Origin of the sequence: Streptomyces sp. NPDC048590 (genome assembly GCF_043199535.1) — a bacterium.
Lineage (GTDB): Bacteria > Actinomycetota > Actinomycetes > Streptomycetales > Streptomycetaceae > Streptomyces.
In genome coordinates this window covers 90,039-104,370 of record NZ_JBICWC010000015.1, presented here as the reverse complement: position 1 = coordinate 104,370, position 14,332 = coordinate 90,039, and the positions used below count along the sequence as shown (strand labels likewise).

The window sequence follows — 14,332 nt, the reverse complement described above, 5'->3', positions numbered from 1 at the left end:
CGTGAAACCACCCGTCGACGGCCGCTTGGACGCACTGCGTGGATCTTCGCTGCGGCTGTCCTACAACGCCCGGTCGCTGGCCGCTCTGGAGAACAACCCGCGCTGCACGCTGCGGGCCCTGCTGGACGCCTCCGGATCCGACAAAGCCGCAATCGCCGCGCACATCGGCTACCCGTCTCCCTTCGGCCAGTCCTCCTTCGCCTTCGCCCGCGGCAACGCCTTCGAGGCCATGGTGAAGGACAACGGATGTGCCGAACTCCTGCGCGTTCTGCGCGAGACCCTCAAGCTGACGCTTCCCGAGGTGGCATACCTGGACCTGAACGAGGTCGGCGGCGCCGGTGACAACGACGCCCGCCACCGTCGCACCACCGAAGTCCTGCTGGAGGCGGCCCGGGGAAACGGCGAGGGCACCCTGTTCGACCACCCGCTGCTCCACCTACAGGTCGGCGGCGAGGGCGCATTCCTGGAACCGGACCTGGTCGCCTTCCGCATCGACGGCCGCTTCTACATTGTTGAGATCAAAAGCTTCCCGATCATTGACGGGCAGGCCGACCCGGCCCAGGTGCGGGCAGCCACGACCCAGGCATCTGCCTACATCATCGCGTTGCGCGCCCTCCTCGCGCATCACGGGATGGCCACCGAGGCCGTGTCGGACACCATCGTGCTGGTCGCGCCGAAGGACTTCACCAACCGGCCGACCGCGGCGTTCGTGGACGCCCGCAAGCAGGTTGCTGCCCTGACCCGCCAGTTGTCCCGTATCGAGCGCGTCAGCGACCTCGTGGACCTGCTGCCCGAAGACCTGACCTTCGACCTCGACCTCGACCTCACCCTCCCCAAGAAGAACCAACGCCCCCGCCGCCCGGCCGAAGAACTGGCCGCGGCCGTGGCCCAGGTGCCCGCGACGTACCGCCCAGACTGCCTGAACCACTGCGAGATGGCCTTTCACTGCCGTGCCCATGCCCGGGCGGAGGCCTCGCTGGACGTGCTCGGCCCCGCGGTCCGCGAGCAGCTCGGCGGCATCGATAGCGCCACCATGGCCCTGGGGCTGGCCCGTGGCCAGCTGACCCCCACGGGGGATCAGAGCGACATGGCCGCCGCACTGCGGCACGCTGCCCGGCTGCGCGACGAGTTGACCGAAGCCTACGGAGGTGCCGCATGAGCATGCTGTCCGCGCTGGCACATGTGGAGGCGATGGAGAAGATGAAAGCGGTCCGCCTGACCGCTTTCCGCCACCACCGCCTGTCGGACCGCCCCCTGGTCATCATTCCGCTGACGATGGCCGGGGAAGCCGGAGCTCCATTGGCGGTCATGGCCGGCACCGCCAGGAGGGACATGACCCTGCTGGTCGTGCCCCAGCCCCGCAACCGGGACCAGCGTTTCGCGTTCGCGGCAGATCTGGGCCGGGTCGTGATGGACTACATCAACTCCTACCGGCAGGACCGCCGCGGCGAAGGCGAACGCTCGCAGTACACCGACGTGCCGCAGATCATCGTCCCCAACCAGGGAGGCGTCAACGCGCTGGCCGACCTCGGGCGCATGTGCCGCTTCCGCTCGACGACCGGGCCCTATGCCGTTCCGGAGGTCGTTCCCGAGTTCGGCATGTGGCTGACCTTCCTGGTCGACAAGGCTGAGATGGCCGGCACCTCCATGTTGCTGCCCCTCACCGCGCTGCTCACCGAGCACTGGGCCACCGGCCAAAGCACTCTGGAGGACCAGAACTTGGCCTCGCTCATGGCCTGGATCGCTCCCCCGCGCGGTGTGAGCATCGCTCAGGCGCTGGAAGAGGCGGAGAATCCGGACGTGTGCCCGCCGGCAGGACCGTCGACGTCCCCGGAGTTCGACAACCGTGACCTGGCGCCGGCAATCAAGCGGTTCGACTCCGCCCATGCGCTCGGTGACCCGCACACACTGGCTGCGGCCCAGACCGAGCTGACAGAACTGATCGCCGGGCAAGTCAAGCCCACCTGGCGCCTGATGTGGGCGGCCATCTCGATACTGCGTTCTGTCCCCGAAGCACCGCAGACCGCGCGGCGCCTCGACCGCGACTGCCGGCTCTTCACCAACCACTCCGACTACCGGGACACCGGGGGCCTCCCCCAGCGCAAGCGTGACACCGCCATCAGTGCCGCACGGCGCCTGAGTCAACTCGAGCGGGCACTGGCCGACTTCGAGGCCGCGATGGCCTTTGACGACCCGTTCGTCCTGGCCGACCGGCGCAGCGGCGGAGAGGCGTTCACCGGAACGGTCGTGGAGAGCCAGCCCAACCGGACGGCGATCACGGCCAAGAACACGACAGTGCCACGTCCGCGGGTCACCGTCCGCACCAGCGACCCCCTGCGCCTGGCCGCCGGAACCAAATTGATCAGCCCGACCATGCCGAAAGGCCACAAGGCCGTCATCGTCTCTGTCCTGCCCGACGGCGACACGACCCTCGTCACGGTGGAGGTCACCGCCGGCATGGGACGCGGCCGCACCCCCAAGGCGGGCTCCGTACCGGACCTGGACCAGGGCATCGACTACCTTCCCGATCCGGGGTGGCGTCCGAACCCGACCTTCCCGGACTCCGGCCACATCCCGTGGACACACAGTGCCGACCCCGACGGGCCGGACGACAACGCCGTACCCGAGAACGCCGCCGCCGAGGAGTGGGGCCATGACAACTGACACCGACACCCCCGGCGCCGCCGCGAACGCCGCCACCGCAGCGGTCCTGTCCGACCTGGCCGACACCCGCCACAGAGCCGTCGTCGTCGACTCGCCTCCCGGCGCCGGCAAGAGCACCCTCGTGGTCCGCGCCGCCCAGGAACTCACTGCAGGCGGCGAACGCCCGATCGTCGTCGCCCAGACCAACAACCAGGTCGACGACCTCATCAAGCGACTCGCCAGGGACCACCCCGACATCCCCCTCGGCCGTCTGAGCGCCGGCGACTACAGCCCGCCACCGGCCCTGGCCACACTGACGAACACCACCATCGGACGCACCCTGGCCGACCTGACCGGCTGCCAGATCATCGTCGGCACCGCCGCTAAGTGGGCCACCGTCCGCGACAGCACGTTCGGCTGGGCCATCCTGGACGAGGCCTACCAGATGCGCTCGGACATGCTGCTGCAGATCGTCGAGCGCTTCGACCGCGGCCTGTTCGTCGGCGACCCCGGCCAGCTGGACCCGTTCACGATCGTCGGCACCGAACGCTGGATCGGGCTGCCGCACGACCCGACGCAAAACGGCGTCAGCGTCATGCTGGAACACAATCCCCACATCCCCGTGCACCGGCTGCCGGTGACCTGGCGCCTGCCGGCCTCCGCCGCCCCCACCATCTCGCAGGCCTTCTACCCCTTCACCGACTTCACCGCCGGAACCGGTGCCGGCACCCGGTCACTGGATTTCAGCACCACAAGGTTCGGCAGCACCCGCCTCGACGAGACCCTCGCGACGGCCTTCAGCACCGGCTGGGCCCTGCACGAACTGCCCCGCCGCCACGTCCCGCGCACCGACACCGAAACCATCCAGACCGCCGCGGACCTCGCCGACCGGCTGCTGATCCGAGGCGCCATCGGCTCCTGCGAAAACAATCCCGACGGCCGCGAGCTGTCCGCCTCAGACATCGCCATCGGTGTCGCCCACCGCGACCAGGCCGACCTGGTCCGCGCCGCCCTCGCCCGCACCGGCAACCCCAGCGCGCCGGGTGTGACGGTCGACACCGCGAACCGGCTGCAGGGCCGCGAGTTCGAAGTCGTCATCGTCGTCCACCCGTTGTCCGGCCGCCGCGACGCCACCGCATTCCACCTCGAGGCCGGAAGGCTGTGCGTGCTGGCCTCCCGCCACCGGCAGGCCTGCATCGTCGTCGCCCGTGAAGGTATCGCCGACCTCCTCGACACTCATCCCTCGACCGACCCGGTACACCTGTCCGTGCCGGCGAAATTCCCCGACGGCTGGGAAGCCAACCACGTCATGCTGGCGAAACTCGCCCAGCACCGCGTCGCCGCCTAGGCCGTGTATCGGAAGTGATCTAGGTTGGCTGACGTGAGTGCGTGGGGGCGGAGTTATCGATACGTCGGACCGGTCGAGCTGAGGGCTGCGGTCCAGCCTGGTGGGGGCGGGCGTCTGATCAGTTCGGCGGCTGACCTTGACAGCTGGATCGCTGGGCGCTCGGTGTCAGAGCTGGCCGAGCCGTTCACCTTCGTGGTCGGCACGGACGGTGTGCTTCGGCTGGCGCCGCGGCGAAGCGAGCACGTGGCCTGTGCCGGCGGAGACATGGTTCTGAGCGCTGGCGAGATCAGCTTCATGCACGAGGCAGACCGGTGGGCCGTGAGCGAGGTCAGTAACCAGTCCACCGGATACTGCCCGGACATCAGCTCCTGGCCGGAGGTCGCTCGTGCTCTGGACGACGTAGGACTCAGGCGGCCGTCCGGCTTCACCCTCGAGGTGGTGTTCCGGCGGTGCCCTGGTTGCCAGGAGCACAACATCGTGCGCGAGGACGACTTCGTCTGCGTCTTCTGCGGCAGCGATCTTCCTGCGGTGTGGAACGTGGATCCCACCGTGTGACGGCCGAGGGTCACAGCCACTCGTTGATGGCCGCGACGAGGACGGTCGCCTCGTAGCGGACCGCGAGCTTGTCGTATCGCGTAGCGACGGCGCGGTGTCTCTTCAGGCGGTTGATCCCGCACTCGACCGCATGGCGCTCGCGGTAGTCGGCCGGGTCGAAGCGCGGCGGACGGCCGCCGCGGGACCGGAGCTTTCGGCGGTTGCGTGCCTGGTCGGCCTTGTCGGGGATGGTGCAGCGGATCCCGCGGCGGCGCAGGTAGGCGCGGTTCCTGCGGGAGGCGTACGCCTTATCAGCGCGGACCCGATCGGGGCGGACGCGTGGCCGGCCCGGCCCGAGGCGGAGCACGCGTACCTTCTCCAGCACGGGTTCGAACTGCGGCGAGTCCCCGCGCTGTCCTGCCGTGATCACGATCGACATGGGCTTCTGGCCCTGCTCGACGGCCAGGTGCAGCTTGGTGGTGAACCCGCCGCGCGACCGTCCCAGCCCGTGATCATGAGGTTCGGTGAAGATGCCGCCCGGCGGCTCTTTCTGCAGGTCGCCCTGCTTCCGGGCCCCGGCCGCGTGCTGGTGAGCACGGCACACCGTGGAGTCGACGCTCAGGTCCCACGTGATCGCACCCTTCACATCGGCCAGGGACTGGAGCCGGGTGAGGATCCGCTGCCAGGTTCCGTTCCGCTGCCATCGGCGGAACAGGTCGTAGACCTGGCCCCACGGTCCGTACGCGACCGGGCCGCCACGGAACACCGGTCCGGACCCGGAACCGGATGCCGTCGAACAGCTGCCGCCGGGGCCAGACAGGCGGCCGTCCTGTCTTCGTTCCCTTCGGCAACAACGGCTTCAGCACCGCCCACTGCTCGTCCGTGAGATCTCCCCGCCCCGTGATCCGTGATCATTCAAGGTTAAAGATCCACTTTCGACACACGGCCTAGTCCTCGCCACGAACCCCCTGCCCCCTGGCGTCGACCTCTCCCCGCGCGCCCCCGGCCACGACGACTGGGGCCACGACCCCGACTTCGACGAGTACTAGGGCGACGACCACGGCATCGCCGTCGCCCCCGACCGCCAGGTGTTTCTGGTTCAGGCGAAGTGGGGTCCCCAGGGGCCTGACGGCCCTCTCCCGCCTCCTCAGGCACCCCCACCCCACAGCCACCGAAACCACCTGGACTCAGCACCCACGCCGCCCGATCACCACAACACCCAGACAGCGCCAACCTGTCCGCGACTACGCATCAGGTTCCGCACGGGGAGCCCGGCATGGCCGACCGCAGCCGCCCAGCCACGGCACAGCCGCCGGCGTCCCGCGCCCAGCCCTCAGCCTTCCCCCGCGTCGGCAGGCGTCGGCTGCCTGGGCGCACCGAAACTATCTCCAGGTCAGCCGTTTTAACGGCTCGCCATATGATCGGGTTCGGCATGCCCTCACTCTGACGCGCGCTCCTCCGGCATCCCTCAGCCAACGGGACGCTGACCGGTGTGCCTGCCCGCAGCAGAGCCGCGCCGAGCCGCCGCGCCCCTTCCCGCGGAGGTCCGGTCAGTCGAGCCAGTCGGTGGGGATCAGGGCCCGGCGGCGACCGTCATGGGGCCTCCAGTTCTCCACGATGGATTCCTGGAACCAGGGGTGATCCGTCAGGTTGGCGTGGTCACAGACGATGATCTGCAGGGCGCCGTCGTTGAGATCCGCTACATCGCGCAGGAGTTCGAAGTAGGCCGTAACGGTGTCCCAGTCGGCGTCCCGCACGGTGGTGGCATCTTTGATCTTGGCAGGAAAGAAGGCCTGAGTGGGCTGGTCCAGCATGAGGAAAGCCGGGACCGGACGGTGGTGGCGCCGGAGGTAGGTGTGCAGGGCGAGATGGGCGACCATGTGGTAGCCGATCCAGTTTTTGGCGCTGCCAATGCGGTTGAGCGGCAGGCGTCCTTGAGGGCGGCGGAGGACCACGTTGAGCTGGCTGAGGCTGATGGTCACTTCGTCTGCCGCTGCGGCCTGTCCGAGGTTCAGGCGCCTGGCCCAGGTGGTCATGTCGGCGGCGATGTCGGTGAGGCGCCGTTCCGTCTCGGAGGCAACGTCGTCCTCGTCGATCAGGGCCTGGAGGCCGGCTACCTTCTCCTGCGCCACGACGAGATCGTCTTGGAGCTGAGCGATGCCACCGGTGGGTGATCCACTGCCGGTCGTGAGAGCTTGGTCGATGCGTCCCTGGACACGGGCGATGCGCACCTGCTGGTCCTGGAGGTGGCGCATGCGGTCGTCACTGGCGGTCAGCTCCCGCAGCTGGGTCCCGTTGACCTTCAGGCGTTCGACGACGGCGGCCCGCTCGCTCTGCAGGGACCGGCGGTGCTCGTCGCGGATGGGCTGGACGGTCCGGGCCTGGTCGAGTTCACCGGCCAGTTCCTCGGCCAAGGTGAGGATCTCGGCAGCCGGCGCATCGGGGTGTTCCAGTGGCTGCGTGCACATGGGGCAGACACTGTGGTCGTGATCGCCCTCAGGGCCAAGGAGGTTGATGGCTTTCAGTCGTCCGAGCTGCAGGCGCAGCTCTCCCGTGAAGTCCTCGCCCTGTTTCTGCCAGCGTTCCAGCAAGGCAAGTGTTTCGTCGAGTTGTTGGAGTTGCTCGCGCAGCGCCCGTCGTTCCTCGTCCAGTTGGTACCTGCGGTCGGTCAGGTCGACGGGGCCCACAACTGACGTGGTGACGGTGAGGGCCTGCTCCAGCAGCTGACGGATTTCTTCGGGCGCGGGTGCCTGGGGTACCTCGTCGAGCAGGCCTTCGTTCTGGGCCAGACGCAGCAGGGCCACCCCGCCGGCGTCCACCGCCTCGCGGTGGCGGTAGGCGTCATCGAGTTTGCGCTGTGCAGCGCGCTGAGCCCGCTGAGCCTCGTTGAGGTGGTGGCGGTTGAGTGCCTGCTGGTGGCCTGCGGCGCCGAGGAAATAGGGCAGCGTGTCCTTGATGGCCTGGGCCATGCCGTTCTCGGTCTGCCGGTGGAAGAGGGCCTTCTTGTCGGCGATCTCGTTCTGGTTCTGCAGGCACAGCAAGGTGGCCTGGGCGATGGAGACGTTGAACGCAGAGCGTGCGGCGCCCGCCGGGGGCTGGAAGCGGAAGTCCTCGATACCCAGACGGGCGCTAAGTTGGGCACGCAGTGCGGCGACGTTGGAGTTCGGGGTGAGTTGGTCCGCTCGCGGCAGATCGAGACTGGTGTCCCCGGTGAGGATCATGGCCTGTGTCGTGGAGGCACCCGCGGGGCGGGGTCGGGCGAGGAGCATGCGGCTGTCGGGGAAGGCGACCAGCAGTGCGTACCAGCCCACGGTCTGGTCGATCGGCTCGTCGGGCAGACTAGGTGTGCTGCGCCCCAGGCAGTAGTCGACGATGTCGAGGATCTCGGACTTCCCCGTTTCGGACTCGCCGGTGAGGATGTTGAGCGCCCCGGGGCGAAACCGCACGACCCGTGGGGTGGGCCTGCCGTCTCGGTGGTAGAGGGCCAGGGCGAGTAGCTGCATGGTGGTTCGTGGGCTCCTTCGAGAAAGTGGGGGGTCAGGGGCGAACGCCGAGCAGGTTGAAGGCCAGGGCGGGTTCGGTGACGGCAAGCCAGCGGCCGACGAGGCCAGCCCGGCGGGCGCAGTCCGCTACCTCTTCGCTCTCTGCTGCCGAGGCGGGCTTGGGGGCTCGGGGGCAGCGCAGGCCGTTCCCGGTGACGGTCAGCGCGCGGTGTCGCACCGCGGTGCGCAGGCTGGCGCGGGTGTAGTCGGACAGTGCCGCGGCCCGCTCGGCGAAGGCCGCCTGGTGCTGGGGATGTTCGGTGAGCCAGGCGGACATGGAATGCACCGCCTGGGTGGGCAGGTCGTTGCGGGTGTCGGTCGGCAGCACGAAGGGCAGCACGAGGAAGGCGCTGGTCCAGGGCAGAGGGTGACCGGCCTTTTTGACGGCGGCGTGGACGCCGGTGGCCAGGAGATAGGCGCCGAAGCCCGTGTTGAGCAGGGCTTGTGCTTCGGGGACACGGTGATGGGACATCGTCACGCATCTCCCGGTTCGTCGTGGTGGCCTTGGCACAGGTCTGGATAGTCCGGGTGCCAGCCGACCGCGTCCTCGTCGTCGTCGGTGCGGGGGCGACCGGCGAGGCTGTGCATGGCGCCGCGGCCGATCCATCGTTCGGTGGTGCTGCCGGGACGGGCGGGCAGGTCGGCGACCTTGTCCATGGTGTCGTGCAGCACGCGTTGGCCGACGGCCTGGCGTTCTTCCTCCGGGGTGTCGTCCTCGAGCCCATCAGTGTGCCGGGTGAAGACGTGATCCCACTCGTCCCACAAAAGCTGGTCGTAGTCCTCGAGGCCCTCTTCAGTGATTTTGAAGGACCGCAGCCACTTTGAACGTTGGGCGCGCGCGTAGTGGTAGTCGCGTAGGTAGGAGGCAACGGTGCGGTCCTTCAGACCGACCCACCGCATCTGGGCAACGACCAAGTCGTCTTGGTAGACGGCGATTTCGGCAGCCGTGAGGCGTCGCGCCGTCTCCGTGATGGGCAGATTCCTGCCCGCGAACCGGTCGGTGACCTCCTCCAGACGGCACTGCAGTTCCTGGGCGGTCACGGAGGCCCGTTCGCGGTTCTTGTCCAGCGACTCCACGGCCACGCCGTACCACCACCCCTTGATGTCGTCGAGGATGGCGCGGGCATGCTCGCCGGGCCTGATCCCCAGTGTCCGCGCCAGCGTAGGGTCGAGGTCTGACATCAGCGGAGAGCCGTCGTTGATCTCGACGGCAGCCACCAGACGATAGCGCTGCGCAGGCGTGAGGTCGGCAAACTTTTTACGGTCGTCGGCTGTGTTGGCGGGCTCCTCGGCTTCGGCTACCTGCAGCATGCGGGCCAAGGCGTCGGGCACGGATCGCTCGGATCCGGGGCGCAGCTGGAACAGGAAGGTGTTCTCGGCGGCGATCTGTGTGGTGACCAGGCGCAGCAGCGGCATGGGGCCGTCGGACAGGCGGTCCAGTGTCTTCAGCGCGTCGATCCACGAGGCTACGGATCGCCAGACGTCCTTGCCTGTCTCGCTGAGCCGGCCGGCCTTCTCGCGGTGTTTGGACTGGAGGAGCTCGTGCGGGTCGGCAGCGGCCCCGTAGAGGAACTCGACGTCGTCGAGGACCTCCATGCGTACCTCGATGGCTGGATCTTCCCAGCTGTGGCGGGCCAGCTCCAGGAGGGCCAGTTCGCACTGGTAGAGGTATCCGGTCATCTGGCCTGCCGCCGAGTGCGACCCTGCTTGTGCCACGTTCCCCACTTGCCGTCGAGCCTGTCTGGCGGCGGCCTTCTCTTTGGTGTGCAGCGGCCGCGTCGGGAAACAGTGCCAGTGCCGCAGGTCAGCCCGTAGGGCAACTCTGTACTCCCCCTGGCGTCGTAACGTAGCACCGGCTCCCGCAGGACATCTGGCGTTTCATGCGATCACTGGCAAGATCGCCGGGAATGTCAGGTGTGTTTTTTGGCCCGGCGGCGGTCCGCGAGGGCGGGGTTGGCCAGTTCTTTGACGCGTTGTTCGCCCCAGCCGGTCAGGTGGGCGGCGCGGCCGATGCGGCCGTGTTCGGCGCGGCCGGTGAAGGGGTCGGGAGCAAGGTAGGCGCGCAGTGCGGTGGTCAGGTTCTCTTGCGCGGTGTGCAGGGCGTGGACGGCGTCGGCGAGGTCGTTGACTCGTCGTGATGTGCGGGAACCGGCGCAGACCACTCCCACACATCACAGCCAAGACACCGCTGCAGTACGACACACGCGTGCTCTCTGCACGCGGGACGACCTCGCGAGCCATCGCAGACGTCACCGGTCGGCCAGTGAGCACGATCCAGTACCTCATCACCCCGCACGCCAGCAATCTTCTACCTGGCGGCCGCTGAAAGCCCGGTGTGGGAAGAGTGACCACGGGGTCGAGCACGGCGGTCAGGGCAAGAGCAGCCACGATTCTTCCGTGCACGCACGGCTCGACCGCCCCATGCGCCCGCGCCGTCATGGAACCGAAGCCTGTCCACCTCAGACTCGCGGCGGCGTCCAGGTTTCTGGTGTTCCGTTTCTGCGGGTGAACCGGTGTCGCGATCGGGTGACGTAGCGCCAGCACCGCTCTGGCCGGCGTGGGGGGGCTGCTACACCACATCGCGTGATGATCTCCCTGATGCGACGCGCTATGCCCGCGCTCGCCCTCGCCGCACTGCCACTGCTCGCCGCCCCCGCCTCCGCAGGCACACTCACCGCCCCCCTCCCCGTGGTGGAGGAGCCCTTCACCTCCTCCACCCCAGCACAGTCCCTCACCGGCGCCCCGGGAGCCCGGCAGATGCTTGGGCTGGTCGAGGCGATCGACCGGCTCCCGGTCGCCGAGGAGCACCGGGCGGGCTACAAGCGGACGCTGTACAAGCACTGGAACCGCGGACTGGACGCAGCGGACGGCTGCGACACCCGCAGGGAAGTGATCCTGTCCGAGGCGGTGGACGCGCCCGAGGTAGCGGCCGGCTGCAAGCTCACCGGCGGCTCGTGGCGCAGCGCCTACGACGGCCTGGTGGTGAATGACGCGGCGCGGCTCGATGTGGACCACTTCGTGCCGCTGGCCGAGGTATTCGACTCGGAGCAGACGCGGTGGAGTGCCGAGCGGCGCGAGGCGTATGCGAACGACCAGGGGTCCCCGGACACGCTGATCGCGGTCTCTGCCGCCTCCAACCGGTCCAAGAGCGACAAGGACCCGGCGCAGTGGATGCCCACGGATGCCTCCTACCACTGCACGTACGCGGCAACCTGGGTCGCGACGAAACTCCGGTGGGACCTGGCCGTGGACGAGGACGAACGTCAGGCGCTCCTCGGGACCGCGGAGGACTGCGCCGGCGCCACCGTCACCTACCAGCCCGCGTCGTAGCCGTCCAGAAGGAGTGGGAGACAATGATGCGTATCAGCAAAGCACTTGCCTCGATGACGGCAACAGGGGTTCTGGCGGTCGGCGTGATCGTTGCGGCAGGCAGCCCTGCCAGTGCGGACAGGTGTCCGTCAACCCGGTCGCCCCGCATCGACGGCGGTACTGCCCGGTGGACGCATGAGTGCGACCTCGGAGACCTGAAGGTTTACGGCTGGGTCGACGACACCCGTACCGACGGCAAGTGCGCGGTCGTCCGGATCGACCCCGATGCCGGAACCACCCGGGAGTTCGAGGCCTGCGGCTCCGGCACCCGCAAGACGTTCAGCGTCACCTTCGACCACATCAACAGCGCCCAGACCAAGTTGTTCCTGCGCTGACTGGGCCTTTCGCATGAAGGGGTGGGGGCTCGCTGCGGCCAGGGCTGGGGCAGCCCCGGCTACGGCGCGACACGTACCGTCCCCGGCAGTTCGAATGCCGGGGGCGGTGCGCTTGGGGCTGCGCGGTTCTCAGGCGGTCCAGCTGACCGAGAAGAGGTTGCTGTAGGCGTCGTAGTCCGATCCAAGGTTCTCGATGATGAGGTCCCAGACGGCATCGAGTTCGTCTCGGTCAGCGTTCATCCAGGCGTCGATGGCACGGTCCCAGACGCTGCGCTGGTTCATTCCGAGAGCCCCAGCGCCGGCCTGTGGTTCTCTTCGAGGCGGACGCCGTCGTCGTGGAGGTCAGCGCTGGATCGTGACGCATGGCATCCTGTCGTGCCCTCGGAACTCAACACAGAGCCGGGAGCGGTGCGGGAAGGTCTTGTTGATCTTCCATGCTGCGTACTCGTGCCGGTAGCCGCGCTCCTCCCGGGAGGAGCTGTACTTCCACCCCCGCACCATCCGGACGTAGCTACCGCCCTTCCAGAGACTGACACGGGCCTGCGCGCCGGCCTGCCAGCCGTCCAGGAGCGCCCGGACCTCCCGCACCCTCAGCCCGTCACCGATGACACCGATCCCCACCGGCCCGTCCTGAGCAGTACCGCTCGCACTCGCCGGAGCCTGGCCGAGGCCCACCAGAGCAACCATGGACACCGCCACACACATGATCTTTCGCATGACGTGCCCAACGCGCCCCACTCCCGGAAGGCACCGGAACTCCCTGCTTCTCACCCGCGAGAGCGTTCGGCGCCCCGGAACCTGTCGGCACTCCAGGGAGACCTGGCAGCCTGAGCGTATGACCGAGCACGCACGGCCCCGCATCTACGGGGCCGACCACGATGTCCCCGATGCCCATACCCCTCGCCCCGGCCACGAATACGTCGAGCTGACTGGCGGACCGCTCAACGGGCAGCTCCTGGACGTCACTGGGCTCTCCTTCAACGACCGTACTGCCGGTGCCTACCTGATCACCCCGCACGGTGCGTGCGGGCCAGGGCGCGCCTCCTACGGACCCACCTTCAGCCGTCCTGACGGCCCGTGGGTATGGGAGGGCGACGTGCACTGATCCCGGTAACGCTCTGTCTTGATGGGCGTTCAGGCAGTCCCGGGCTACGCGTTGGTCGTGCCGGCGTACGCGATCGTGCGGACGGTCATCGTCGATGTGTCGTGGCCGAGGAGGATCACCGCGGTGACGTGGCCCTGGGCGACGGTGCGGATGCCGTCGTCCTGCCCGTAGGGCTCCGAGTGCGCCAGGGGGTCCTGCTGGGCGTCGACCAGAGCGAGAGCGAGGTCCCGCCAGGCGAGCTCGGGGAGCTGCTTGTACGTGTCGAAGACGTCGGTAGGGAAGTTAAGCCGGTAGGTCACGCCGTTCCCCGGCAGCCGTCGCCCTGGCGCGGCTCGGCGTCCCTGAGCACGTCGGCCGTGGCGTCCCTGGTCTTCAGGTCTTCAGGTCTTCAGGTCTTCAGGGAGAACACCGCGCAGCTTCATGTGGGTGCGGGCGGCCTCGATGCGGGGCCGGGCCGATTGGAGCTGCTCGGCGGCCGAAGCCCATCCGCCCAGGACGGCGGGCAGGTCCTCGATCGGGGTGAGGTTGACGTCCTGGAGCAGCTGCTGCCGGGATACCGAGTGGGGCAGCGCGACGTGCAGCCGGTCCACGGTCCAGTCCTCGTGCGCCACATGCCCCCCTGCAACCCCGATAACCAGAGTAGCGCCAAGGGCAGCGTCGCTGGCCGCAGTCGTGGAGTCCGCATGGCGCCCACGTGATGCTCCGCTGCTCCCTGACCTGACCCGATGTGCAGAAGGCCTTCGCCTCGCTGATCACGGGGCTGGGCAGCGTGTATTTGAAATCGGCAGCCAGCACCCCGTCCCCGCCCGGTCCCCAGCGGTGGATCCTTAAGGGCATCGGTGGCCCGAAGCAGGATGGGCCATCCATATCGCGACGTCGGCGACGCGTAGCGCGCTGACCGTCTGGGGCAGGCCCGCGCACTGTCGCAGGTTGAGGAGCCGGTGGTGCAGGGCCCCGTCGTTCTCTCGCAGGGCGGTGCGCAGCTCGGTCCAGAAGGGCAGCGGACGGCCGAGCGCACAGCGCACGACCCGGTCATAGACCGGCAGCAGCCGGGGTCGTTTACGGGCCAGGAGTTTCCCCGCGATCACCCATCCAACCTTGTGCTGGTTCTCCAGCAAGGACCAGGCCTGGTACGCCGGCGAGCCGTCCACGACGACCGAGGTATCGGCGTCGGCGAGATCGGTGTCGGCAGGGATGCCGTACAGCAGGTGGGACAGTTGAGCGCCCAGCGGACCTTCAAGCAGGTTAAGGGCAACGGGGGCGGGGACGGTTACCGACAGGGTCTGCACGGCTATCAGGTCCTCCGCGGTGAATCTGTTCGCGATCTGCCGACGGTCGCCACCGCCCGCGAGGTGCTCGAACCGGCCTCCCGTGAACACGCCGGCGCCCGGGGGCAGTCCGATCCCGAAGTAGCGGCGCAGATCGTCCGTTACCCGCTCCGCATCCAGAAAGGCGT

General features: G+C 68.5%; 16 protein-coding genes and 1 pseudogene. 7 read left to right on the top strand and 10 right to left on the bottom strand.

From position 1 onward, the window contains the following. Position 1 precedes the first annotated feature (1 nt). The 4 genes from ACGFNN_RS32795 (at position 2) to ACGFNN_RS32780 (ending at position 4,546) form a co-directional block, all read left to right on the top strand. The gene (locus ACGFNN_RS32795; protein WP_393561417.1) at positions 2–1,159 is read left to right on the top strand and encodes a hypothetical protein; all 1,158 of its coding nucleotides are present in this window, start codon (positions 2–4) and stop codon (positions 1,157–1,159) included. Then, positions 1,156–2,664 (top strand): hypothetical protein, encoded by a 1,509-nt coding sequence (locus tag ACGFNN_RS32790; RefSeq protein ID WP_393561416.1) that lies wholly within the window; start codon positions 1,156–1,158, stop codon positions 2,662–2,664. Before ACGFNN_RS32795 ends, ACGFNN_RS32790 begins: the two co-directional genes overlap by 4 nt. Further along, complete coding sequence (locus ACGFNN_RS32785) at positions 2,654–3,991, top strand: AAA domain-containing protein (RefSeq protein ID WP_393561414.1); 1,338 nt, start codon at positions 2,654–2,656, stop codon at positions 3,989–3,991. The genes ACGFNN_RS32790 and ACGFNN_RS32785 overlap by 11 nt, the downstream gene beginning before the upstream one ends. Positions 3,992–4,069: 78 nt before the next feature. Next, positions 4,070–4,546, top strand: coding sequence for a hypothetical protein (locus tag ACGFNN_RS32780; protein ID WP_393561451.1), 477 nt, complete (start codon positions 4,070–4,072; stop codon positions 4,544–4,546). A gap of 10 nt (positions 4,547–4,556) precedes the next feature. Here ACGFNN_RS32780 and ACGFNN_RS32775 read toward each other — a convergent pair. From ACGFNN_RS32775 to ACGFNN_RS32755, 5 genes and pseudogenes are all read right to left on the bottom strand, one after another. Continuing rightward, positions 4,557–5,430, bottom strand: a pseudogene (locus ACGFNN_RS32775) (IS5 family transposase). Between the two features lie 645 nt (positions 5,431–6,075). Next, complete coding sequence (locus ACGFNN_RS32770) at positions 6,076–8,028, bottom strand: DUF3732 domain-containing protein (protein ID WP_393561412.1); 1,953 nt, start codon at positions 8,026–8,028, stop codon at positions 6,076–6,078. A 34-nt stretch (positions 8,029–8,062) separates the two neighbouring features. Continuing rightward, entirely contained in the window at positions 8,063–8,539 is a 477-nt protein-coding gene (locus ACGFNN_RS32765) for a three component ABC system middle component (RefSeq protein ID WP_393561410.1), read from the bottom strand. A gap of 2 nt (positions 8,540–8,541) precedes the next feature. Next, entirely contained in the window at positions 8,542–9,783 is a 1,242-nt protein-coding gene (locus ACGFNN_RS32760; RefSeq protein ID WP_393561408.1) for an ABC-three component system protein, read from the bottom strand. A gap of 194 nt (positions 9,784–9,977) precedes the next feature. Beyond that, positions 9,978–10,235, bottom strand: a complete 258-nt coding sequence (locus ACGFNN_RS32755) for a hypothetical protein (protein WP_393561406.1) — start codon at positions 10,233–10,235, stop codon at positions 9,978–9,980. 430 nt (positions 10,236–10,665) lie between these two features. On the opposite strand from ACGFNN_RS32755, the gene ACGFNN_RS32750 reads away from it, so the two are divergent. Together ACGFNN_RS32750 and ACGFNN_RS32745 are read left to right on the top strand one after the other, a co-directional pair. Continuing rightward, positions 10,666–11,397, top strand: coding sequence for an HNH endonuclease family protein (locus ACGFNN_RS32750; protein ID WP_393561404.1), 732 nt, complete (start codon positions 10,666–10,668; stop codon positions 11,395–11,397). Between the two features lie 23 nt (positions 11,398–11,420). Next, on the top strand, positions 11,421–11,771 hold the full coding sequence (locus ACGFNN_RS32745; protein ID WP_393561402.1) for a hypothetical protein: 351 nt from the start codon (positions 11,421–11,423) through the stop codon (positions 11,769–11,771). Positions 11,772–11,900: 129 nt separating this feature from the next. Here ACGFNN_RS32745 and ACGFNN_RS32740 read toward each other — a convergent pair whose 3' ends face one another. Together ACGFNN_RS32740 and ACGFNN_RS32735 are read right to left on the bottom strand one after the other, a co-directional pair. Beyond that, entirely contained in the window at positions 11,901–12,053 is a 153-nt protein-coding gene (locus ACGFNN_RS32740) for a hypothetical protein (RefSeq protein WP_393561400.1), read from the bottom strand. Between the two features lie 60 nt (positions 12,054–12,113). Beyond that, the gene (locus tag ACGFNN_RS32735) at positions 12,114–12,476 is read right to left on the bottom strand and encodes a hypothetical protein (protein ID WP_393561449.1); all 363 of its coding nucleotides are present in this window, start codon (positions 12,474–12,476) and stop codon (positions 12,114–12,116) included. A gap of 130 nt (positions 12,477–12,606) precedes the next feature. Here ACGFNN_RS32735 and ACGFNN_RS32730 point away from each other — a divergent pair, with 130 nt between their 5' ends. Further along, positions 12,607–12,876 carry a hypothetical protein gene (locus ACGFNN_RS32730; RefSeq protein WP_393561398.1) on the top strand — a complete coding sequence of 90 codons (270 nt, stop codon included), beginning with the start codon at positions 12,607–12,609 and terminating at the stop codon, positions 12,874–12,876. A gap of 44 nt (positions 12,877–12,920) precedes the next feature. Here the strand turns inward: ACGFNN_RS32730 and ACGFNN_RS32725 are convergent, their stop codons facing one another. From ACGFNN_RS32725 to ACGFNN_RS32715, 3 genes are all read right to left on the bottom strand, one after another. Further along, entirely contained in the window at positions 12,921–13,175 is a 255-nt protein-coding gene (locus ACGFNN_RS32725) for a hypothetical protein (protein ID WP_393561396.1), read from the bottom strand. Between the two features lie 81 nt (positions 13,176–13,256). After that, positions 13,257–13,487 (bottom strand): hypothetical protein, encoded by a 231-nt coding sequence (locus tag ACGFNN_RS32720; protein ID WP_393561394.1) that lies wholly within the window; start codon positions 13,485–13,487, stop codon positions 13,257–13,259. A gap of 216 nt (positions 13,488–13,703) precedes the next feature. Next, entirely contained in the window at positions 13,704–14,324 is a 621-nt protein-coding gene (locus ACGFNN_RS32715) for a DUF6308 family protein (protein ID WP_393561447.1), read from the bottom strand. Between the last annotated feature and the right edge of the window lie 8 nt (positions 14,325–14,332).

Coding starts and splice junctions, on each gene's coding strand:
- ACGFNN_RS32765 (WP_393561410.1), bottom strand. CDS start 8,539: ATGTCCCATCACCGTGTCCCCGAAGCACAAGCCCTGCTCAACACGGGC.
- ACGFNN_RS32740 (WP_393561400.1), bottom strand. CDS start 12,053: ATGAACCAGCGCAGCGTCTGGGACCGTGCCATCGACGCCTGGATGAAC.
- ACGFNN_RS32790 (WP_393561416.1), top strand. CDS start 1,156: ATGAGCATGCTGTCCGCGCTGGCACATGTGGAGGCGATGGAGAAGATG.
- ACGFNN_RS32730 (WP_393561398.1), top strand. CDS start 12,607: ATGACCGAGCACGCACGGCCCCGCATCTACGGGGCCGACCACGATGTC.
- ACGFNN_RS32735 (WP_393561449.1), bottom strand. CDS start 12,476: ATGTGTGTGGCGGTGTCCATGGTTGCTCTGGTGGGCCTCGGCCAGGCT.
- ACGFNN_RS32745 (WP_393561402.1), top strand. CDS start 11,421: ATGATGCGTATCAGCAAAGCACTTGCCTCGATGACGGCAACAGGGGTT.
- ACGFNN_RS32785 (WP_393561414.1), top strand. CDS start 2,654: ATGACAACTGACACCGACACCCCCGGCGCCGCCGCGAACGCCGCCACC.
- ACGFNN_RS32770 (WP_393561412.1), bottom strand. CDS start 8,028: ATGCAGCTACTCGCCCTGGCCCTCTACCACCGAGACGGCAGGCCCACC.
- ACGFNN_RS32750 (WP_393561404.1), top strand. CDS start 10,666: ATGCGACGCGCTATGCCCGCGCTCGCCCTCGCCGCACTGCCACTGCTC.